This is a genomic window from Apibacter sp. B2966 (assembly GCF_011082485.1).
Classification (GTDB): domain Bacteria; phylum Bacteroidota; class Bacteroidia; order Flavobacteriales; family Weeksellaceae; genus Apibacter.
The window spans coordinates 2,229,075-2,252,109 of record NZ_CP049714.1 but is presented as its reverse complement, the minus strand read 5'-3'; the positions used below and the strand labels follow the sequence as shown (position 1 = coordinate 2,252,109).

The window sequence follows — 23,035 nt, the reverse complement described above, 5'->3', positions numbered from 1 at the left end:
ATGACATTCGTCATTTAAATCTAAAGTATGTTATTATTAAAAACCAGAAATGAATTATTTGATTTCATTCAATATATCCACGCTAAAAAATTAACTTTAGGATTTGTTCCTACTATGGGTGCACTTCACGAAGGCCACCTTTCTCTTTTTAAAAAAGCTATTGAAGATAATCAATATACTATAGGCAGCATTTTTGTAAATCCTACGCAATTTAATAATCATGCGGATTTGATTAAATACCCTCGCACGGAAGAAGCAGACATTGCAAAATTGGAAAGTGTCGGTTGCGACGCATTATATTTACCAAGCGTTGAAGATTTATACCCAAATGGGTTGGAATGTGAATCAATAGATATGAATGGATTGGATGTTGTTATGGAAGGAGCTTTTCGCCCGGGTCATTTCCAAGGAATGGCAACGGTTGTAAAGCGTTTGTTATTACAAGTTCAGCCTACCAAAGCCTATTTTGGTGAAAAGGATTTTCAACAGTTACAAATTATCCGCCAAATGGTCAAAACTTTACAATTGCCTGTCGAAATTTTAGGAATGCCAATTATTCGTGAATCCAACGGTTTAGCTATGAGTTCGCGTAATATGAGGCTTACTGAGGAATTTAAGAAAAAATCATTATTTATATATCAATCATTACTTAAAGCTAAAGAATTATCATCCCATTATGCTCCTGAAAATGTGATTTGCAAAATTGAAAAATTGTATCTCAATTCAGATTTAAAATTGGAATATTTTACTATAACTGAAGAAGAATCATTACAAACGGCTCAGTCTTTTGACCCCTCTAAACACTATAGGGCTTTTATAGCAGTCAATGCCGGAGACATCCGTTTGATTGATAACATTCAAATAAGATAAAGCGCAAAATAAATTATATCATTACAGACCATTAAAAAACTATTACAGAATTTATTTTTAAATTATAAATACTTTATCTTTATTTAAATAATATTTATCTTATAACCCTAACTATTTATTTAAATTATAATATATTAAATATAAATTTATTATATTTATGTTTAATTATTACAATTTTTCAACTATTTATATTTTTACTATTTTTAAGTTTTTTGATTTTGGAGATTATACGATTAATTATTATTTTGGCCTGAATAACACATTAAATACATGAATAAAAAATTAAAAAATATTCTTACAGTTTGTATATCTGTTATAATTGCCGGTGGACTAATGTTTTTAGTTTCTAAAAGCTTAGGTGGTGATTTTATAGAAAAAACCATATCAACTGCAAAAAAAGCAAACTATTTTTGGATAAGCATGGCTGCTATTTTCGGTTTAGGGGCTTATTGGATCAGAGCTGTCCGATGGAATTTACTTTTAGAACCCATGGGCTATAAAATTAAAAATTCGAATGCTTTATGGGCTCTTTCATTTGGGTATTTTTTAAACTTAGGAATTCCAAGAATGGGAGAAATAGGAAGAGCAACTGCTTTACAAACCGTTGAAAAAGTACCTTTTACCAATTCATTTGGGACAATCGTTACTGAAAGAATTATCGACTTATTTTTTATGTTATTTTTTATTCTTTTAGCTTTAGTTTTTAATTATTCAACATTACTGTCTTTTTTTGAATTACTAAGTAAGAATAAAACGAATAATCCTGATGAAAAAAATTACACACTTTATATTTCTATACTTGTCGTAATTTTATTATGCTGTATTCTAATGTATGTATTCAGAAAAAAATTGCTTCAATTATCAATTATTAAAAAAATAGTATTTTTCATAAAAGGAATTATTGACGGATTAGTTTCAGTTTTTAAATTAAAACAAAGAGTGAAGTTTATTTTATTGTCCTTCGGAATATGGATATGTTATTTTTTTGCTTCTTATCTTGTAGTATTTGCCTTGCCAGAAACTTCTTCTCTACCTGTCCAAACAGGCTTTTATATTTTAGCTGTAGGAACTTTAGGCATGTTAGTACCTGCCTCGGGAGGCATAGGTGCTTTTCACCTTGCAATGATGATCGGGTTTTCGGCTTTATATTTACAATCCGGAAAATCTCTAGATGAAGGTAAAGAAATTGGCTATTCTTATGCAATACTTGCTCACAGTTTACAAATGGTGTTAATGATTATAATGGGAATCATTTCAATAATTATGCTCACAAGGAATAAAGAAAAAACAATAATTTAAAATTAAAAAAGTGATAAACTTTTTAATTATAACAAATTAGTTATATTATATAAAAAATAAAAAAGCTGTTCGTTTTGAACAGCTTTTATTTTGATTTATATAGAATACTATAGATTCTAAATTAATTTCGAAAACTTTATGAGTATTAGTTTTCTGATTCGTCATCTGCAGAAGCAGCCTTAACATTTCTAGATGTTTTCACAGCTGCAATTACAGTATTAGCCGGATGCAATATTTGGTAATCTTTTAATTCAACTTTAGATACTTCAAATTTATTACCAACATCTAGAGAAGTTACATCTATAACAATCTCATCCGGTAAATTTGCAGGAAGGGCTTTAACTCTAAGTTTTCTTAAGTTAACACGTAATACACCTCCTCTAACAACTCCTTTTGCTCTACCGGTTATTACCACAGGTACTTCCATAGTAACATATTTTTCCGGATTTATTTGATAAAAATCAGCATGGATTATCTTATCTGTTACCGGATGAAATTGTAGATCTTGCAAAATAGCATCTATTTTTTCTCCATCTATTTCCAAAGTAACTGTGTGTGCTTCAGGAGTATAAACTAAATCAGTAAAGCTTCTTTCTTTAGTAGAAAAATGGATTACATTTTTTTCTCCATAAACAACACAAGGAACTTTTTCAGCATTACGTAAGGCTTTTGAAGAATTTTTACCTACGCTTTCTCTTTTTTCTCCTTGAATTGTAATTGATTTCATATAATATTTACATTATAAATTTTTTACTTATTGATTCTCTGTTATGTACCAAGTTCATCACTTCTCCAAACAAAGGGGCGCAAGATAACACTTTTATTTTACTTACCAAAGTATTTTTTAAAGGAATTGAATCAGTTACAATCACTTCCTCCAATTTAGAATCGTTGATTCTATCATAAGCAGCACCTGAAAAAATAGCATGTGTTGCCATGGCTCGTACACTGGTTGCTCCTGCATCCATTAATATATCAGCCGCTTTAGTTAAAGTCCCTGCAGTATCAATCATATCGTCTACTAAAATCACATTCCTTCCTCTAACATCTCCGATTAAAGTCATAAAATCGACATTATTGGCTTTTTTCCTTTCCTTATAACAAATAACCACATCAGCATCTAAATATCCCGCATAGGTTCTTGCTCTTTTTGCTCCTCCCATATCCGGAGATGCAATGGTTAAGTTGTCTAGATTTAGTGATTTAACATAATTAATAAATATTGCAGACGCAAATAGATGATCAACCGGAATTTCGAAAAATCCTTGAATTTGATCAGCATGTAAATCCATAGTCATAACACGCGTTGCACCGGCAGCAGTCAATAAATTGGCTACCAATTTTGCTCCTATCGGAACACGAGGTTTATCTTTTCTGTCTTGACGCGCTAAACCAAAATAGGGAATTACAGCTGTTATCTTATCTGCAGATGCTCTTTTGGCTGCATCTATCATTAACAACATTTCCATCAAATTATCTGCCGGTGGAAATGTTGACCCTATAATAAAGACTCTTGAACCTCTTACCGATTCTTCTAAACAGGGTTGGTATTCACCATCACTAAAATCAAAGAAACTCATTTTCCCTAGGGGCATTCCATAACTTTGTGATATTTTTTCTGCTAAAGAAACACTTTCTCTAGTCGAGAAAATATGGACTGGTTGAATCATTTATATGTGTTAAAAATATTTTCTGAAAACGAGTACTGCAAATTTATGATTTTTTTAATCATACCATAATAAAACTGAACAAAATTTGTTCAGTTTTATTAAATATTTACTTTATCTTTAAGGAAACTTAACTGCTTGATATAGATTAGGATTAACGGAAGGAAGATTCGATTTAAATTTAAAGTTTATACTTTTAATAAATTCATTAGCTATAATTGCATACCCTCTTCCGGTTGGATGTATACCATCTAATGAAAAAAATCCTCCTGTTATAAATTCATTGGTATAACTTACTCCGTTGTAAAGAATACCTTCTTTTGTTTTTAAATTTTTAATTAGTGAATTTGTATCTGTGATTGCCAGATTATACTGTTTTGCTACAGTTTCAATGCTCTCATTAAATGCTTGAGTTGCTTCTTTGATGGTTAGAATCTCCTTATCGGTCAAAACATATTGATCCTCTATAGGTTTTGAAGTTCCTCCACCCGTTTTTAAAATGGAAGATAATGACAATAGAAATAAATCTTTTGAGGTAGACATCCTTATAGAAGGAAGTCCCATCGCATCTAAATTTGTTAAATTCTTATCTATAATTACTCCGCCATTAGCTTTATCTTCCGTAAAAACAATTTTTCTATTTGCGGCTTCTTCTTCTGTAATTATATTTTTTGCTTTTGCTTGATCCAAACCGGAATTATACTTTTGATAGGAAGCATTTAAATTTTTTATTTGCTGCGGTGTAAATTGATTGGCTTTAAAAGGTAAGGACGAAACTTTATTGAAAAAAGGAAAATCGGTAACGTCCGGAATTGTAGCTACCACTCCTTTTGCCGAATTTGAGGTAAGTGTTTGTACCAATGTACTATAAGCATTCTGAAAAGTTGAAATATCTGTAATCACAGCCGATCCATCTCCTCCGGAAGTGGCATAGCTTAAAATATCATTAATTCCAATCCATAAAGAAAAAAAGGTAGGATTTTGTTCCATTACATCTTCTACCACCGTTGCATTGGGCTTAGAAGCAAATCGTACAAAATAAGGATTGGATTTTTTGGAAGCTAAATGAGTCGGATTTCCATATCCCGCCGCAAGCAAATGAAATGATTTAGCTCCCGGTATACCCATATTTTGATATCCATCTTTTGAATATATATTTGCCAGTGTAGTTGTTCCTACACCCTTACTGGTAACCGGAGCAAGAGAACCCTCGGCTACTACCAATATTTTTTTATTATCCACTTTCGCACTCGGAATTCCTCCTAATTCATCTGCCATAAAAGGAATATTAAATTTTTGGCAGCCTGAACGCTTCATTTGCTCGGCAATCATTAACGGAAAAGATTCCTTTTGTCCTGATATATACAGTGCATTATCTCTAAAACCTGCAGTAAACGAATCTCCTAAGGCTATATATTTAGAAAAATTTGCATCTCCCGAACTAAATACCGTATGTATATCTTCATTAAAGTCATTATTGCATGAAAGGAAAAAAATAAACATTCCTAACCAAAGCATTAGTATATTCTTACTCATTTCTAATATTTTAAAAAGGATTCCAAGCTAATCCCAGCCCGAACATAAAGCTATGCATCTTGACATCTCCTTTGAAATTATAAAATTTATTTACTACTTTTCTTGAATTACCAACATAATACATCCCTGTCATATCAAGCATTAATTTATCTTTTAAGAATTTATAACCAATACCTCCTGTTATGGCATTATTATCTGTACTTGGCATTTCCGGACTCCAATAGTCTTTACTGATCGGTGAAGGATCGTAGTAGTATCCTAAACGAACATCCAACTTATCAGATACGGAATATTCTGAACCCACTCTAAATGTATGAGTGTTATGTAAATTTTTAGGCGATGTGGATATCGTTGGATCGTTGGGATCATTGCCTACCTTATTTTGATTGAAATCAATTGTCAAAGCTTTGTATTTATTCCATCCCGAAATATTCAAATCGGTGGAAATCGTCCATTGAGGCAAAAGCCTATAGGTTAATCCCAGTGTGATTTCAGAGGTTAGGGGTAACTTTGCATTAAATCGGTCATTTTCCGTAGGAAATGATTCACTTCCAACTAATGATTTTGGAAGGTAAAACCGGGCTTTTCCATGGACCGCATGAATATCGATATTGGAACGATAGGCTATACTGAGATCCAAATCTTTAATCGGTCTGATATACATACCAACATTATACCCATTACCGGTTGCATTTTTATCAACCAGCTTCATTCTTCCGTCTATTGATGATATAGCTTTTTGCAGATTAACGCTTCCTAATGCATATATATATCCGGCACCCACGCTAAACCAATCATTTAGACGATAGGCTACTGTTGGTTGAAAGAAATACGACCGAATAGTAATTTTAGTAATTAAATCTTTACCTTCCCAATTTTGTCCCCAATCGACGCTGCTTCCGAAAGGAGTAGTAAAGCTAAAAGCAACGGATAGTTTATCAGTGGCTTTATAGGCTATATTAAACAGAGAAGGCGTACTTACCGGATTATCTGTTTTTGTTTTATATAAAGTAGGCTTATTTTGAAAATCAGCATTTCCCATTATTATGAAAGTTCCCGCTGCAATGCTTAATTTTGAGGGTATAAATGATATACCTGCCGGATTGAAGAAAGCAACGCTTGCATCTCTGGCATGAGCACTGGTGTGTGCCATAGCCGCTTGTCTAGCTCCTTGAAGTGATACCCTAAACCCTCCTCCTTGCATTATAATAGATGTCATAATAAAGAACATGAATACTGTTTTTCTCATCATTATAAATGTCATAGTGTAGCAAAACTATAGGATTTTTAAGAAATTAATAAATTTCTATTTCTTTAATTTTTAATTTGATAATATACCTTAAGTTTTGGTGGTAGTTTTATATTAAGAATCTTTTGGTATCTAGTCTATTAAATAATTTTTGATTTTATTTAGATTAAATACAAATAATTCATATATTTGCTAGAGAATATTAAAAAAGGTGTTTAGTTATAAAATCATGCTTACCCATAAATCCCTTTCATTTTTAAAACCAGCACAACAAGCAAAAGTTATAGGATTTTCTGAAGAAGATATACCCACTAAGATTTTAGAAATGGGAATAGTTCCCGGTGTTTTTGTTAAATTAAAACGTCAAGCTCCTTGGAACGGTCCTCTTTTTATTGAATACGGTAAGGAGAAAAGCACGGTTATGCTGCGTAAGGAAGAAGCAGATTGTATATTGATAGAAATGCAATAGAAAAACAATGAGTATTAAAACTATTGCTCTCATAGGAAATCCAAATGCCGGAAAAACAACACTTTTTAATCAACTAAGCGGATTACATCAAAAAACCGGAAATTATCCGGGTATTACCGTTGAAAAAAAAGAAGGTAAGCTTACTTATAAAGATACTGACTATAGGCTAATTGACCTTCCCGGGGTATACAGTCTTTGTCCTTCTTCTGCTGATGAAGAGGTGGTATTATCAATTCTTGCCAATCCTGATAATCCTTACTATCCTGATATTATTATAGTAGTGGCCGATGTTCACAATATGAAAAGAAGTCTATTTCTGTATGAACAAATCAAAGATTTAAAAATTCCTACTATTTTAGTTATTAATCAAATTGACAATATTGAAAAAGAAGGAATTCTAATTCGAGACAAAAATTTAGCCGATTATTTTCCAACTCCTGTAGTATTAGTTAGTTCCAGAAAAGGTAAAGGTATTGATGAATTAAAAGAAATTATATATAATGGTTTTGTCAATGAATCGTTCGAAACTTTTCAATATCCTAAAGAATTTGAAAAACCGGTAAGAGAATTATCCAATAAATTTGAAATTGATGACTACCTCGCTTGGCTTTTCTTGGCTCAAACAAAAACGAACAACATCCCGAGTGCGTATCGTGAAAATGTATCGGAAATTATAAATAAGTATAAGTTGATTCCTAAAAGGCTTCAACTTAAAGAAACTATTTTAAGGCATCGCCAAATTGACGATCTTGTAGAAAAAGTGGTCTATAAAGATCCAAACTATCAGACTTTCACGAACAAATTCGATAAAATTGCAACGCATCATTTTTGGGGATATTTTTTATTTTTTTCAATCTTATTTTTAATTTTTCAAGCCTTATTTTTTTTGTCAGGCTATCCTCAAGATTGGATTGAAACTCTATTTGCCAATACTAGTGAACTTCTCGAAGCCTATTTACCGAACGGACCACTATCGGAGCTCATTACGCAAGGTATAATTCCCGGTATCAGTGGAGTTGCTGTATTTGTCCCTCAAATTGCAATTTTATTTTTCTTTCTGTTGATTATGGAAGAAAGCGGTTATATGGCTAGAGTTGTATTTTTGATGGATCGTTGGTTCCGACCTGTTGGACTGAACGGAAAAAGTGTTGTTCCTTTATTATCCGGTGCCGCTTGTGCTATTCCTGCAATAATGTCGGCACGAAATATTGAAAATACAAAGGAACGATTAATTACAATTTTGGTTACACCATTTATAACCTGCTCGGCTCGCCTACCTGTATACTCAATTATCATCGCTTTAGTTATCCCTAAAGGAAATGGAATCATTAATTTACAGGGTATTGTTATGATGATTATGTACTTATTGGGAGTCATAATGGTTTTTATAAGTGCATCCATTGCCAACAAATTAATAAAATCTAACTATAAAAGCTATCTTATTTTGGATATGCCGAATTATAAAGTTCCTTTTTGGAGAAATGTATTTTACGGTTTATTTGAAAAATCATTGAGCTTTATAGCTAATGCCGGTAAAATCATCGTTGCTGTAAGTGTCATACTTTGGGCATTAGGAAAATTTGGAAAGATAGACGAAAATGGTAAAACAAATTATCTGGCAGATGTTCCTTTAGAAAATTCTTATTTAGGAAATTTCGGAAAAATAATTGAACCGGTTTTTAAACCTTTAGGTTATGACTGGAAAATTGATATTGGTATTCTTTCTTCATTTGCAGCCAGAGAAGTTTTTGTCGGAACCATTGCTTCCATATACAGTTTGGAAGATGATGGCAGTGAAAATCTTAAATTAAAAGAATTAATGAGAAAGGATATTAACCACAATACGATGAAGCCTACATTTAATTTAGCGACAGGCATTTCCATTTTATTGTTCTATGCTTTTGCCATGCAATGCGTCAGTACCTTGGCTGTTGTTAGAAAAGAAACAAATTCGTGGAGATGGCCGACCATTCAATTATTTTTTATGACGGGCATAGCCTATTTAATAGCTTTACTTGCTTATCAGCTCTTAAAATAAATTTTAAATATTTTTTACGAACTTTCTTCAACTTAATCACTACATAAATTAATTAAATCCAAAATTTAGGATATTTTCTTTTTTTGCTCAGATTGTTGAATAGTAATGCAATAATCACCAACACGATTGCTCCTGATAAAACCGGATTAATTAAAAAGTTCCACTTTACTCCTCCGGTAATAATAATAAGCGGATCTGCTCCTGCCGGCGGATGAGTAGTCTTCGTTATTTGCATAACAAATATAGCTAATCCAACTCCCAGTGATAGGGAATACCATTCATTTTTTAGTACCATCGATACAATTAAACCCATAATTGAAGATAAAATATGTCCACCAATAATATTTCTAGGTTGAGACAGTGGACTTTCAGGTACACCAAATGCCAATACACAGGTTGCGCCGAAAGGTGCCATAATAAAAGGAATTGAGGTTGATTTTGTTAATAAGGCTATACACATAATTGCTAAACACCCTCCAATTCCCGATAAAATTGAAAAATTAAAATCAACTTTAAGAGGACTTCGTTCTCTACTTATAAATTTTGATAGATATTTTTTACTATTCATTTCATTAAATTTTTGACGTTATTTTTTGTTTTCTCTATAAGTTTCTGTGTTCTATAAACTTGACTATCGATCATACATGCTTCAAAAAACATATAAATAATGAAGGCGTCATTTTCCTCACCTATTATATCAATAAAAAAATTCTGCAGTTCTGTTTTATGTTTTTGTATCACACTTAAAATGCGAACATTATCCGGTTGTATTTCTGATAGCATGTTCAGAAAGCAACAACCACGAAAATTTTCTTTTTCATTCATTTGTTCTAAATAATCAAAAGCTGATAGTACTTTTTCTTTTGGGGTTGTTTTCTCTTCTGTAAAATGTTTTAATCCTTCAAACCAGGTTTTATGACGCACTTCTAAATATTCCAGAGCTAAATTTTCTTTTGATTTAAAATGTTGATAAAAACTGGCTTTTGCAACCTTGGCTTTTTCAATGATTTCATTGATTCCTGTAGCATTGTATCCTTGCTGATGAAATAATTTTGATGCTACGTATACTATTCTTTCTCTGGGGAGCTTATTTTTTAATTCCATTTAACAAAGATAAAATAAATTTTCAGATACAGACATACTTGTCTGTATATTTTTATTAAATACATTAATACCAACAAAGTTTACTCACGTTTATAAAATATATAAACCAGCATAATGATAACGCATGTAGTTACTCCGCTTTATTACTCTTATACAAAACAGATATGTAATTCAATAAATTAATTATAATTATTAATTCATCAAGCAATATCTATATACAAGCTCAAATATTTATATTAATTAGAAATTGTGCTATAATTCTACTATTAAAACAGCATTAATATGATTTATAATAAAAACCATTAGCATAAAATATTATATTTTGTAAATTAGCGCATATTTAATAATTTAAGATGATATTTAAAAAAATTAACTCTGTAAAAAATGCTCACAAGTCTCCTCTGCTCATTAAAGGATTATATGATTATTGTACTACTTTAAATCCTGATAATGAAATTATTTACAAAGATATTTCCAGATATAATTATCGAGAATTCAAAAAACGAGTTCAACGATATGCCAATATGTTAAGAAATCTTGGGATAGACGGAGGCGAAACCATTGCCGTAATGGATTATGACAGTCATCGATATCTCGAATCTTATTTTGCTATTCCTATGACCGGAAATGTTCTTCATATGATTAATTGGAGATTGTCTCCTGAGCAAATTCATTATACTATTAATCATGCTGAAGATTTAGTTATCATTGCTCACGCAGATTTTCTTCCTATTTTGGAAAAATTTGCAGGAGATATGCCCTCTTTAAAATATTTAATCATTTGTAAAGATGATGATACTATAATAACTTCTGAAAATTTAAGTATTACCGGAGAATACGAACAATTGATGGCTGAAGCTTCTGATTCATATGAATTCGAAGAGTTTGATGAAGATGCAGTTGCCACAACATTTTATACTACAGGTACAACGGGCAATCCTAAAGGCGTATATTTTACCCATAGACAATTGGTGCTTCATACCTACAATACGGCAGCCAGTTTTGGATTTTCCGGTTCAATTGCATGTCGTTTAAATTCCAATGATGTGTATTTACCGTTAACACCGATGTTTCATGTTCATGCATGGGGATTTCCTTATCTTGCAACCACCTTTTCATTAAAGCAAATATATCCCGGAAAATTTAATTTAACCGGATTTATTGATATTTTCACAAAAGAAAAACCAACTTTCTCTCATTGTGTACCTACTATTTTACAAATGATTTTAGAGAGCAATGAAACTAAAGATATTGATTTTAACGGATGGAAGGTTATTATTGGTGGAGCTTCTTTAACTAAAAAGTTAGCAAAGAATGCTCTGGAAAAAAATATTGATATTATGTCAGGATACGGGATGTCCGAAACTTGTCCAATTATAACATTAACTCACATAGATCCTAAATATAAAAATTTAGATATAGATGAACAATCTGAAATGAGAATCAGAACCGGAACGCCTGTTCTATTTACAACTGTAAAAATTATCAATGAACAAGGAAACCATGTACAAAATAATGATGTAGAACAAGGGGAAATCATTATTCGAGCGCCCTGGCTAACTCAAGGTTATTTTAAAGACGAAGAAAGAGGAAACGAATTATGGAGTGAACAATATTTACATACAGGAGACGTAGCTACCATAAATTCCAATAATTCTATAAATATTACAGATAGAATAAAAGATATTATCAAAAGTGGAGGTGAGTGGATTTCTTCTGTTCAATTAGAAAATATTATTACCGGACATGAATCTGTGGCTGAAACCGCCGTAATTGGAATTCCGGACGAAAAATGGAGTGAAAAGCCTTGTGCATTTATCGTTTTAAAACCGAATATGACGTTAACTCATGATGAATTAAAAGATTATTTAAAACAATATACGGAATCCGGAATATTGAGTAAATGGGCTATACCTCAAAATATAAAATTTGTTTCAGAAATCCCCAAAACCAGTGTGGGAAAATTAAATAAAAAACTAATCAGAAAACAATTTGTAGAAAATTTATAAGAGTTTAAAAATCATTTTTTTAAGTAAAATAAAAAGGTTAATAAATGGTAATTATTAACCTTTTTCATTTTTAGTCTTTAATGTTTAAATATCCTTACCAAACTCTTCTATTAAACATAAGTGTACCATAAGCATCTTTATTCATTATATTAAACTAAAATTAGGTTAAATATTTGTTTTACTGAGGTAAGTATTGTTATATTTGATACAAATCAATAGTTATCATGCAAAAAATAAAAGTACTTAATCCGGTTGTTGAAATGGACGGAGATGAAATGACAAGAATTATATGGAAGTTCATTAAGGACAAACTCATTCTCCCCTATTTAGATATAGATCTGAAATACTTTGATTTAGGTATTGAAAACAGAGATAAAACTAACGATCAAGTTACTATAGACTCTGCAGAAGCAACTAAAAAATATAATGTTGCCGTAAAATGTGCTACTATTACTCCTGATGAAGCTCGTGTTAAAGAATTTAACTTAAAAAAAATGTGGAAATCGCCTAATGGCACCATTCGTAATATTGTTGGAGGAACAGTTTTTAGAGAACCTATTATTATGAATAACGTTCCGAGATATGTGCAAGGATGGACGCAACCCATTGTAATTGGCCGTCATGCTTTTGGTGATCAATATAAAGCAACGGATGTGGTAACTAAAGGTCCCGGTAAATTAACCATGACTTTCACACCTGAAAACGGTGAGCCTCAAACTTGGGAAGTCTTTGATTTTAAAGATGACGGAGTTGCAATGTCCATGTATAACACCGATGAATCTATTGAAGGGTTTGCGCATTCTTCATTTCAAATGGCATTAACCAAAAAATGGCCTTTATATCTGTCCACTAAAAATACCATTTTAAAAGCTTATGACGGAAGATTTAAAGATATCTTTCAGAAAATATATGAAGATCATTATCAATCTAAATTTGAAGAACTGGGAATTACTTATGAACATCGTCTAATTGATGACATGGTAGCTTGTGCCATGAAATGGAACGGAGGCTTTGTATGGGCTTGTAAAAATTATGATGGTGACGTGCAGTCAGACACTGTTGCTCAAGGTTTTGGTTCTTTAGGCTTGATGACTTCTGTTTTGGTTACACCGGATGGCAAAACCGTTGAAGCAGAGGCGGCTCATGGTACTGTTACCCGACATTATAGATTATATCAAGAAGGTAAAGAAACTTCTACCAATCCCATAGCATCTATCTTTGCATGGACCAGAGGCTTAATGCATCGTGGTAAATTAGATCATACTCCGGATGTTGTCAATTTTGCAGAAACGCTGGAAAAGGTTTGTATTGAAACTGTTGAAGGAGGTAAAATGACCAAAGACCTTGCTTTATTAGTAAAAGGTAAACAAATGACCAGAGAAGATTATCTTAATACTGAAGATTTTCTAGATACTATTGACAAAGGGTTAAAAAATAAGTTAGTTAAATAATCAAGTATTTTTAATCTGTCACACAAATATAATTATCTTATTAAACAACTACTTGTGTGACTAAATATTAACATATTTTTCTAATATGAAGAATCTCATATTTTTTTGCTATGTATTCTTGATTATTTAGAAATAAAATTGTAATTTTGCAACTCAAATTTTTAGAGAAATGAAAAAAGACATTCATCCGGATAACTATAGATTAGTTGTTTTTAAAGATATGAGCAACGACGAGGTATTTTTATGTAAATCTACTGCAGAAACAAAAGATACAATTGAATATGAAGGAGTAGAATATCCTTTAGTTAAGATGGAGATTTCAAGTTCTTCTCACCCTTTTTATACAGGAAAAGTTAAATTGGTTGATACTGCAGGTAGAGTTGATAAATTCTTTAACAAATACAAAAATTATAAAAAGTAATATAGTAATACTATTATAAAAATTAAATATACCCATAGTAGTAATACCATGGGTATATTTTTTTATCTTTTTGGCATAAATATTGATGGAAAGAATAGTAATTTAGGTTTCTGCCTTATTAAAACAACATATTATGAATGCTAAAATTTTAATTTTATTAGTAACAATGACCTTTTCTTCTATATTTGGTTATTCTCAAGAAAAATATAAATATAGAGAAGAAATACAATCTACCAATGAAAAAGTACAGAAAGTGGAAGCTTTGATTCAACAAGAATTTGGCTCTGCTTCTTCACCCGGAATTTGGACTTCAAATAATCCTGATTATGGTCTTATGATCAGAACAAAAGGGAATACATTTACCATAAGTGCCTGGCAAATTTCTGATAATACAGATATAAAGGCAAGAATTGAAAAACTTATGTCCAAAGTAAAATCTGAACTGTAAAAAAATTTTATATACCAAACTTTAAAACTTCAGTAATGACTTACTGGAGTTTTTTTAACTTAAAATTTGACCAATGAAATTAGATATATTAGCCATAGGCGCCCATCCTGATGATGTTGAACTAGGGTGTGGAGGAACTCTGGCCAAAATGATTTCTGAAAATAAAAAAGTGGGAATATTAGATCTGACGGAAGGTGAATTAGGGACAAGGGGAACAGCGATTACCAGAAAAGCCGAAGCCGAAGAAGCCGGTAAAATACTTTCGATTGCTTATCGTGAAAACTTAAAATTCAGAGATGGTTTTTTTAAAAATGATGATACTCATCAAATCGAATTAATTAAAATAATAAGAAAATATAAACCGGATATTGTTTTAGCTAATGCGGTAAACGATAGACATCCAGATCATGGGAAAGCTGCTAAACTTGTTTATGATGCCTGTTTTCTCTCCGGACTATTAAAAATACAAACAAGTTATAATGGGGTTACACAAGATACTTGGAGACCTAAACATATATTCAATTATATTCAATGGAATGAAGAAAAACCGGATTTTATAATTGATATATCTCATTTTTTAGATAAAAAAATAGAAGCTTGTATGGCCTATAAAACACAGTTTTATGATCCGAATTCATTAGAACCCAATACACCTATTACTTCCATTAATTTTAAAAAAAGTATTATATACAGAGCAGAAAATTTGGGTAGGTTAATAGGATGTGATGCTGGCGAAGGCTTTACTTCTCAAAAATGGATTGGTCTGAAAGATTTTGAAAATTTTCTTTGATAATATGAAATCTATTCCTATATTTGCATTCCCAAAACGGTGGCCATAGCTCAGTTGGTTAGAGCGTCGGATTGTGGTTCCGAAGGTCGTGGGTTCGAGACCCATTGGCCACCCTAAAACCTAAAATTTGTTTATATGAATTTTAGGTTTTTTTTATATTTCTGACTTACATATTATTACAATTTCTATTTTGTTTTTAAATTTAATAAAGAATAAAGTTTTTATAAATTACTTCATTTCTATTATTCCAGAAAATATCTGAATTCATAAAATTTCAATATTTAATAAAATTATAAATAAATCAATATTCATAATGTTTATCTATCTTATAAATTTCATTGACACACTTTAGTTGAATAATTGTTTCGAAAATACTTTATTGATTAATAAAAAATATAAATATTATCTTTTATCTCTTATTTTAATTACTTTTAAATCCTTATATTAATTTTAATATTTTTATATTATAATTATAAATTAGTTCTGATATAACAGGGCTTTTTTTATTCATTAGAATATTTTTACTCACAAGATCATTTAATAAAAATTTAATTAAATCACAGTGTTCTTTTTATTCTCAAAATTTAAACGCCATTTTTTTATCTTTAAAAAATTAAATATTCATATGCTTCAATCTTTTTGGTTTATAATCAAACTTTTTAATTTTAGAAAGACCTTATTAATCAATTGTAAACTAATGTTGTCATAATTATAATTGAATTTAATTTATTTGGACAAAAGGTTTACAATTAAAAATAATCTTACACTATATATATTAAATTTTAATTCTCTTATCTTTCTCAAAAATTAATTATTATATATATTTTTTTTAAACTATAAAGTAATCAATATGATTAAATACTTTTACTATTTATATCATAAAATCAAATTAAACATTAAATATTAGATTTTTTTACCTAATAATACATAAATTAAATCATAAATTATATTATATCAATAATCACTTTTCTTTAATCTTTTCATTATTCCTTATAAACATAAAATATATTTTTTTAAAATTCATTATATCTAATAGTATGTTAGAAATATTATTAATATATAAAGTAAAAACATTAATTACATATCAAATCTTAATAATATAATTACTATTGATAAAAAGTTAATTTATGTTTATCAACATAAATATATTATATATTTATAGTATTTTGTTATAATATAAATAATTTTTATATATTTGAATTATGTTAACCAAAATATATATAAATGAAATGAAATAATTAAGATTTAATAAATTATATTTTAAGCATTTATACCTTTTTATTAAATAATAAGGTATTTTGATCCCTAATATTTTCATTATTTTATCTTGAATAAAATAGTAAGAATACTTGTTATACAATATAAACTCAACATTATTTTATTTACTAATTTAACCTAAACTCTGATTATGATAAATTTTAAACCGTTGCTCTTTATTACAGCTTTCATTATATTTAGTGTTTCTCAAGCACAAGATATTTCAGAAAGAACTGCTCAAAGAGTAGCTAACAATTTTTTAAAATTGAAAGCTAAAGATCCTTTAAAAAGATTATCGAAACAATTCAAATTAACAAACATTACATCAACTTTTGATAAAAAATATGATGGTTTTTATGTATTCAAAGTGGAGAATGGAAACGGATTCTGTATTGTATCCGCTGAAAGCGCAAATCATCCGATTTTAGCTTATTCTTTAAACTCATCCATACCAACAAATAAAAAGACTTCTCCAGAATTCTTAAATATTTTAAATAACTATCAGTATACCAATTCAAATCTTAGAAAAAACTCTTTAAAAAAATCTAATAGTAAAGATCAGGAACAAATAAAAAAAGAATGGGATGCTTTACTTTCCGATAATGAATTTCCAAATTATACACAATTATTAAAAAAGCCATCGGTTAATGCTATAATTCCGGATTCGATTGCTCCATTGATAAAAACCAACTGGGATCAAGCTCCTTTATATAACAAAAAAACTCCGATAACCTATGAAGGGCAACCCACATTTACGGGTTCTGCTGCAACAGCTTTAGGACAAATAATGAAATATTGGGATTATCCTGCTACAGGAAATGATTCTGTAACTTATCGAATTCCTTCCTCTTATTTTTATTATTTCTATAATTGGAAATGGAAAAAGTTAAGTGCTAATTTTCAAAAAACAAACTATCAATGGAGTAAGATGCCTAACTCGCTTTCAGGAAGTTCTACTGAAGAGGAGATCGATGCGGTGGCTACACTCTTGTCTCATACCGGAATTTCCGTTAATATGATGTATGGACCAATTGGATCAGGTGCTCATAGTGAAAAAGTTCCCAATGCTTTAAAAAAATATTTTAAATACAGCTCAAATATTGAATTAAAAAACAGATCCGATTTTAATTCAGATGAGGAATGGTTAAATATTATTAAAGATCAAATTTCACAAGGATTCCCTGTTTATTTTTCATCTATAGGCCCGGGTGCTGAACATGCATATATAGCTGACGGATATGATTCAAATAACTATGTACATCTTAATTTAGGATGGGCCGGAGAGGCTAACGGATATTATTATATTAATGATCTTCACGGTTATTCATCCAGCCAAATGATAGTAATAAATATCTATCCTTCAGATACTTATTGCGTTCCACCTTCAAGTCTTTCAACATCAAACATATCATCCAACAGTGCCACTCTTAATTGGAATAATGATATTAGATTTAAAAGTTATAAGATTGAATATAAATCGAGTGGTGATTCTAATTGGACTGTTGCTAATGATAAAGCTACAGGATCTTCTCTTGAATTAGTAAATTTAAAGGCAAATACAACATATACTGCAAGAGTAGCAGCCAATTGCGATGCTAATTATTCTAATACAAATAACTTTGCAGAAACAACTTTTCAAACTAGTATCTCTGAATCCCCTACTTCATCTGCTTGCGTTAATAATTACGAACCTAATAATTCATTTGCTGATGCTTATTTAATAAATTCTGATTCTACTTACTATGCAGGTATAGGATATCCTGGTGACGTTGATTACTACAAAATTGTTTTTACTACTAATTCAAATTTAATAGTAATAATGAATAAATTCAATAAGGATTATGATATAACATTATATAATCGTTATTTTAAAGAAATTGGGAAGAGTATTGCAGGTAGCGAGTCAAGAGAAAGAATTAAAATTGAAAATCTTTTACCCGGTACCTATTATTTAAAAGTATCTGGTTATAATGATGTATATGATGAGTCAGAATGTTATGAATTAACGTTCAATTCCGGACCTGCTGCTCCTACATGCAGTACTAATTATGAACCCAATGAATCTTTTGAAGAAGCTTATCCAATTGATGTTCTTACCACTTACTATGCGGCTATTGGATCTTCTAGAGACATGGACTATTATAAATTTACATTAAAAGAAACTTCTAATGTTAATATAAGTCTTCAAAATATTTATTTTGGTTATGAATTCAATTTATATGATTCATCTAAAAAATTTGTAGCTAAAGGAGTATTTGATGAACCCAATAACAAAGTAATTCATATTGAAGATCTCCCTTCAGGTACCTATTACATTGAAATAACAGGTAAATTAAATCCAATAGAATGTTACAGACTTTTAATTGATACTGATATATCCAGACATTCTTGTATTAATAATTATGAACCCAATGATTCATTTGAACATGCCATTCATATTAAAACTGATAATACATATTCAGCAGGAATAAGAATTCCTAATGATCTTGATTATTATAAATTTATTTTAGATAATAAATCTAACATCTCGGTTACTCTTCAAAATATAGCTGATAAATATGAATTGAAAGTTTATGATTCTTCTAAAAGAGAAATAGGAAGAAGTTATAATGAAGATCTAAGCGATGAAACTATTAATCTAGACAATTTAGATCCCGGAACTTATTATATATTGGTTGAAGGAATTGATAACGCATTTAATGCTACTCAATGTTATGACTTATTAGTAGAAACGATCGCAACAGATTCTCCATGTGTTAATAATTTTGAATCTAATGATTCGTTAGAAAAAGCAACTCCAATAAATCTAAATACCGTATACGAAGCCGGTATTGGTTCTCCAACAGATAAAGATTACTATAAATTTACAATCAGTGAAACATCAGACATAACGGTTTTACTTCAAAATTTACCTAAAAACTATGATTTAAAACTTCTTGATGAAGTAGGTGATGAAATTGACAGCAGTACAAATAAGGGTACAATAAATGAAAAAATTGTAGCTGAAAATTTACCTGCCGGTAATTATTATGTATACGTATATGGATATGAAGGTGCCTATGATACTACTTTTTGTTATAATTTAGAAGTTCAAACAGAAAGCAGTAATTCATTATGTAAGGGTAATTATGAGCCTAATAACACCTTTGATTCTGCTTATACAATAAGAAATATCTTGACCTATTCTTCTGATATAAGTTCTTCAACTGATGATGATTATTATAAAATATATATCGGTGAAAAATCTGATCTTTTGGTTGTTTTAGAAAATTTACCTAATGATTATGACCTTAAACTTTATGATAATTTAAAAAGAGAAATAGGAAGTAGTACTAACAGCGGAACTACCAAAGAAATTATTGATATTAAAAATTTAAATAAAGGCATTTATTATGTATATGTTTATGGTAAAAATGGCGCATATGAGCCGGGCAAATGTTACAATCTAAGTGTTAATTATGTCCCTGCCAAGAATTCAGTTGAATTTGACAATCCTGAGAATTCCGTTATCGTATATCCTAATCCTGTTCATGATGCTATAAATATAAAAGGTTTAAATATACTCGAAAAAGGAAAACTTATTACATTAACAATAGTTGACAGAAATGCGCGTGTTGTGAAAATTTTGCAATCTAAAGTTGACGATAATATACTTGTAAATGTTTCAGACCTCCCTCCGAATATTTATTTCTTACAAATTCAGGGGCAAAATTACAAATTCATTAAAAAATGAGTTTTTAATTTTAATTAAAAAAGAACCGAAAGATCAATCTTTCGGTTTTTTTATGCAAATCATATTCATAAATTAGATATGCAAAAAGAATAATTAATAGTAAACTTTATATTATCATTTTTACACATTATTTAATATAATTTAGTAAATTTGATATATAGTAACCTAAAAAACTTAAAAAGCTTATGTTTTATCTTAATAAATTTATTTTTTCCTAGTATGTAATTATTTTAATTTAAAAAAATTACATCAAAATCTTTTCACTCCATTCAACCATATATTCTATACCAAACAGTATACGGTTATTAGAATAATAAATTTATAGTAATTACAATTTTACTTCATTATTTAAACACTAAAAAACAATTCCGATGAGATTAAAATATTCTATTTTAATTATAGCTATATTTATATCTTACACATTTTATAGTCAAGATATTTCTGAAAAAACTGCCCGTATTGTAGCCAATAATTTTTTAAATCAAAGGATTCAGTTAAAAAATTCAAACCACAATAAATTAATTAATATTACCAATCGTTTTGATAAAAAATACGATGGTTTCTATATTTTTAAAAGCTTAAATGGTTTTATAATAATTTCTTCACAAAGTGAAAACCACCCAATTCTAGCTTATTCATTTGACACAACTCTTAACCCGGAAGGAAATCAATCGCCCGAATTTTTATACTTTCTTAGAGAATACCAATCAGCAAACGAATATTTAAGAAAAAGTAAAATAAAAAAAATCGGCGAGGATAAAGAAAGATCTTTAATAAAAGAAGAATGGGACGCTTTACTTTATAGAAAAGAAATGCCTTTATCTAAAATGAATCATAAATACAATGAAATTCCTTTAACAAAAGATCCTTTGATTACTACAAAGTGGAGTCAAAATACATTTTATAATAAGTTGGTACCCAAAACTTATGAAAACCAATCTTGTCTAACGGGTTGTGTGGCTACCACTATGGCCCAAATTATGAAATATTGGAATTACCCTGTCAAAGGTAAAAGCTCTAATACCTATAAGATTCAAAATACTTATTATGATTGGAAAGGTAAAACATTAACAGCTGATTTTGCTAACACTACCTATTTATGGAATAATATGCCTACTTCCCTTTCCCTTACTTCCACCACGCAACAAATCGATGCAGTTGCCACATTAATGCTTCACACCGGTATATCGGTTAATATGATTTACGGACCTAACAGTTCGGGAGCATTTAATAACTCAGTTTTAAAAGCATTGAAAAATTACTTTCAATACAGTTCGGATATAAAAATGGTTAATAAAGGAAATTATAGTAATCCCGAGTGGATAAAACTAATTAAGGATCAGCTAATAAAAAATTATCCTGTGTTTTATAAAGGAAGCAACAGGCAAGGAGCACATACCTTTATTGCTGATGGAATTGATAGTAACAACCTCATTCATTTTAATTTTGGTTGGGGCGGTTATGCAGATGGATACTTTCAATTATCTGAACCGGCAGGATATAAATCCAATCAAAGTGCAATAATAAATATACACCCTATTAATTATACTTGTTCTATACCTTCGGGTCTCACTACTTCGAATATATCTTCAACTGGTGTCGTATTAAAATGGAATAATATACCGGGAATTCTAAGTTATACTATTGAATATAAAACAAATAAAGAAGAAAATTGGAATACTAAAACCCTTGAATCAACCGACACCTTATACACCCTTACAGGATTAAAACCAAATACCTCATATAGTTGGAGAGTAAAAGCAAATTGCTATACTTCAAACAGTTCCAATTATGCTCAGTCTACATTCAATACCTTAATTTATCCAACTCCTACCCATCTGAGTGCTTACGATATTACTAGCAACAGCGCTATTTTAAAATGGGATGAAATGCCCGGGATTTCAAATTATACCGTTGAATATAAATCATCTTTAGAGTTAACCTGGACAACAGCTGCCATTGCAACTACAAATACATTTTTTCTTCTCTCAAAATTAAATGCAAATACCACTTATAATTGGAGAGTAAAAGCCAATTATTCTGCCTCTATCAGTTCCAATTTTGAAGAAAATTCATTCCGTACTTCTACTAATTGTGCAGCTAATTACGAACCTAATGATTCGTTTGAAACTGCATATCCTATAAACATCAATACTTTATATTCAGCTGCACTTGGCTCCAGTTATGATTTAGATTATTATAAATTTTCAATTTATAAAAAATCTACTATTGAAATTATTCTTAAAAACTTTTCTGAACATTATACTTTAGCTTTATATGATTCTTCAAAGAATTATATTACCCGTAGCACGAATACGGAGAATAATAAAGATCAATTTCAAATAAATTTAATTCCCGGAACATATTATATAATGGTTAAAGGATATAAAGATGCTTTTCTTGAAAATAAATGCTATGATTTAATCGTAAATCAAATTTTCAATGATAAAATTACTGATAACAATAACATAATCATATATCCTAATCCCGCTCATGAAACACTTAATATAAAAGGTGTTCCTTCAAATATTCAAAAATTTATAACATTAACTATATTTGATAATAGTGGAAAACTAGTTAAAAATGTACGACTTTTAATTGAAGACAAAATTTCTATAAATGTCTCTGATCTACAGCCCAATCTTTATATTATAAAAATTTTAGGAAAGAATTACAAATTCATAAAAAAATAAA

Annotated in this window: 17 protein-coding genes and 1 tRNA gene; 12 read left to right on the top strand and 6 right to left on the bottom strand. The window is 29.8% G+C overall.

Going from position 1 to position 23,035, the window contains the following annotated elements:
- Positions 1-27: 27 nt before the first annotated feature.
- Positions 28-870 carry a pantoate--beta-alanine ligase gene (gene panC / locus G8C43_RS09615; RefSeq protein WP_166005648.1) on the top strand — a complete coding sequence of 281 codons (843 nt, stop codon included), beginning with the start codon at positions 28-30 and terminating at the stop codon, positions 868-870.
- 270 nt (positions 871-1,140) lie between these two features.
- Complete coding sequence (locus G8C43_RS09610) at positions 1,141-2,169, top strand: lysylphosphatidylglycerol synthase transmembrane domain-containing protein (protein WP_166005647.1); 1,029 nt, start codon at positions 1,141-1,143, stop codon at positions 2,167-2,169.
- A gap of 145 nt (positions 2,170-2,314) precedes the next feature.
- On the opposite strand, the gene G8C43_RS09605 is transcribed toward G8C43_RS09610, so the two are convergent.
- The 4 genes from G8C43_RS09605 to G8C43_RS09590 form a co-directional block, all read right to left on the bottom strand.
- Positions 2,315-2,896 (bottom strand): 50S ribosomal protein L25/general stress protein Ctc, encoded by a 582-nt coding sequence (locus G8C43_RS09605; protein WP_105296945.1) that lies wholly within the window; start codon positions 2,894-2,896, stop codon positions 2,315-2,317.
- Positions 2,897-2,903: 7 nt separating this feature from the next.
- Positions 2,904-3,839 carry a ribose-phosphate pyrophosphokinase gene (locus G8C43_RS09600; protein WP_105296944.1) on the bottom strand — a complete coding sequence of 312 codons (936 nt, stop codon included), beginning with the start codon at positions 3,837-3,839 and terminating at the stop codon, positions 2,904-2,906.
- Positions 3,840-3,956: 117 nt separating this feature from the next.
- On the bottom strand, positions 3,957-5,372 hold the full coding sequence (locus G8C43_RS09595) for an SGNH/GDSL hydrolase family protein (protein ID WP_166005646.1): 1,416 nt from the start codon (positions 5,370-5,372) through the stop codon (positions 3,957-3,959).
- Positions 5,373-5,382: 10 nt separating this feature from the next.
- Positions 5,383-6,621, bottom strand: coding sequence for an OmpP1/FadL family transporter (locus G8C43_RS09590; protein ID WP_166005645.1), 1,239 nt, complete (start codon positions 6,619-6,621; stop codon positions 5,383-5,385).
- Positions 6,622-6,850: 229 nt separating this feature from the next.
- Between G8C43_RS09590 and G8C43_RS09585 the strand changes: the two genes are divergently transcribed.
- Together G8C43_RS09585 and feoB are read left to right on the top strand one after the other, a co-directional pair.
- Complete coding sequence (locus tag G8C43_RS09585) at positions 6,851-7,090, top strand: ferrous iron transport protein A (protein ID WP_105296941.1); 240 nt, start codon at positions 6,851-6,853, stop codon at positions 7,088-7,090.
- Positions 7,091-7,097: 7 nt separating this feature from the next.
- Complete coding sequence (gene feoB / locus G8C43_RS09580) at positions 7,098-9,128, top strand: ferrous iron transport protein B (RefSeq protein ID WP_166005644.1); 2,031 nt, start codon at positions 7,098-7,100, stop codon at positions 9,126-9,128.
- Positions 9,129-9,180: 52 nt separating this feature from the next.
- Here feoB and G8C43_RS09575 read toward each other — a convergent pair whose 3' ends face one another.
- On the bottom strand, positions 9,181-9,696 hold the full coding sequence (locus tag G8C43_RS09575; protein ID WP_166005643.1) for an HPP family protein: 516 nt from the start codon (positions 9,694-9,696) through the stop codon (positions 9,181-9,183).
- Entirely contained in the window at positions 9,693-10,232 is a 540-nt protein-coding gene (locus G8C43_RS09570) for a TetR/AcrR family transcriptional regulator (protein WP_166005642.1), read from the bottom strand. The genes G8C43_RS09575 and G8C43_RS09570 overlap by 4 nt, the downstream gene beginning before the upstream one ends.
- 353 nt (positions 10,233-10,585) lie before the next feature.
- Here G8C43_RS09570 and G8C43_RS09565 point away from each other — a divergent pair, with 353 nt between their 5' ends.
- The 8 genes from G8C43_RS09565 (at position 10,586) to G8C43_RS09530 (ending at position 23,034) form a co-directional block, all read left to right on the top strand.
- The gene (locus tag G8C43_RS09565) at positions 10,586-12,241 is read left to right on the top strand and encodes a fatty acid--CoA ligase (RefSeq protein WP_166005641.1); all 1,656 of its coding nucleotides are present in this window, start codon (positions 10,586-10,588) and stop codon (positions 12,239-12,241) included.
- Positions 12,242-12,465: 224 nt separating this feature from the next.
- Positions 12,466-13,692 (top strand): isocitrate dehydrogenase (NADP(+)), encoded by a 1,227-nt coding sequence (locus tag G8C43_RS09560; protein WP_166005640.1) that lies wholly within the window; start codon positions 12,466-12,468, stop codon positions 13,690-13,692.
- A gap of 169 nt (positions 13,693-13,861) precedes the next feature.
- Entirely contained in the window at positions 13,862-14,113 is a 252-nt protein-coding gene (locus G8C43_RS09555) for a type B 50S ribosomal protein L31 (protein ID WP_105296935.1), read from the top strand.
- A 133-nt stretch (positions 14,114-14,246) separates the two neighbouring features.
- Positions 14,247-14,561 (top strand): hypothetical protein, encoded by a 315-nt coding sequence (locus tag G8C43_RS09550; RefSeq protein ID WP_160566904.1) that lies wholly within the window; start codon positions 14,247-14,249, stop codon positions 14,559-14,561.
- 73 nt (positions 14,562-14,634) lie between these two features.
- Positions 14,635-15,351 (top strand): bacillithiol biosynthesis deacetylase BshB1, encoded by a 717-nt coding sequence (bshB1, locus tag G8C43_RS09545; RefSeq protein ID WP_166005639.1) that lies wholly within the window; start codon positions 14,635-14,637, stop codon positions 15,349-15,351.
- 39 nt (positions 15,352-15,390) lie between these two features.
- A tRNA-His gene (locus G8C43_RS09540) sits at positions 15,391-15,464 on the top strand.
- Between the two features lie 1,295 nt (positions 15,465-16,759).
- A complete protein-coding gene (locus G8C43_RS09535) occupies positions 16,760-20,341 on the top strand; it encodes a C10 family peptidase (protein WP_166005638.1) in 3,582 nt (1,193 codons plus the stop codon).
- 371 nt (positions 20,342-20,712) lie between these two features.
- Positions 20,713-23,034: a C10 family peptidase gene (locus tag G8C43_RS09530; protein ID WP_166005637.1), complete on the top strand. Its 2,322-nt coding sequence runs from the start codon at positions 20,713-20,715 to the stop codon at positions 23,032-23,034.
- Position 23,035: the final 1 nt, after the last annotated feature.

Bases quoted from the DNA above. Each gene is read 5' to 3' on its own strand.
- G8C43_RS09600 (WP_105296944.1), bottom strand. From the start codon at position 3,839: ATGATTCAACCAGTCCATATTTTCTCGACTAGAGAAAGTGTTTCTTTA.
- G8C43_RS09575 (WP_166005643.1), bottom strand. From the start codon at position 9,696: ATGAATAGTAAAAAATATCTATCAAAATTTATAAGTAGAGAACGAAGT.
- G8C43_RS09535 (WP_166005638.1), top strand. From the start codon at position 16,760: ATGATAAATTTTAAACCGTTGCTCTTTATTACAGCTTTCATTATATTT.
- G8C43_RS09585 (WP_105296941.1), top strand. From the start codon at position 6,851: ATGCTTACCCATAAATCCCTTTCATTTTTAAAACCAGCACAACAAGCA.
- G8C43_RS09570 (WP_166005642.1), bottom strand. From the start codon at position 10,232: ATGGAATTAAAAAATAAGCTCCCCAGAGAAAGAATAGTATACGTAGCA.
- G8C43_RS09555 (WP_105296935.1), top strand. From the start codon at position 13,862: ATGAAAAAAGACATTCATCCGGATAACTATAGATTAGTTGTTTTTAAA.
- panC (WP_166005648.1), top strand. From the start codon at position 28: ATGTTATTATTAAAAACCAGAAATGAATTATTTGATTTCATTCAATAT.
- G8C43_RS09610 (WP_166005647.1), top strand. From the start codon at position 1,141: ATGAATAAAAAATTAAAAAATATTCTTACAGTTTGTATATCTGTTATA.
- G8C43_RS09605 (WP_105296945.1), bottom strand. From the start codon at position 2,896: ATGAAATCAATTACAATTCAAGGAGAAAAAAGAGAAAGCGTAGGTAAA.
- G8C43_RS09590 (WP_166005645.1), bottom strand. From the start codon at position 6,621: ATGAGAAAAACAGTATTCATGTTCTTTATTATGACATCTATTATAATG.
- feoB (WP_166005644.1), top strand. From the start codon at position 7,098: ATGAGTATTAAAACTATTGCTCTCATAGGAAATCCAAATGCCGGAAAA.
- G8C43_RS09560 (WP_166005640.1), top strand. From the start codon at position 12,466: ATGCAAAAAATAAAAGTACTTAATCCGGTTGTTGAAATGGACGGAGAT.
- G8C43_RS09530 (WP_166005637.1), top strand. From the start codon at position 20,713: ATGAGATTAAAATATTCTATTTTAATTATAGCTATATTTATATCTTAC.
- G8C43_RS09565 (WP_166005641.1), top strand. From the start codon at position 10,586: ATGATATTTAAAAAAATTAACTCTGTAAAAAATGCTCACAAGTCTCCT.
- G8C43_RS09595 (WP_166005646.1), bottom strand. From the start codon at position 5,372: ATGAGTAAGAATATACTAATGCTTTGGTTAGGAATGTTTATTTTTTTC.
- bshB1 (WP_166005639.1), top strand. From the start codon at position 14,635: ATGAAATTAGATATATTAGCCATAGGCGCCCATCCTGATGATGTTGAA.
- G8C43_RS09550 (WP_160566904.1), top strand. From the start codon at position 14,247: ATGAATGCTAAAATTTTAATTTTATTAGTAACAATGACCTTTTCTTCT.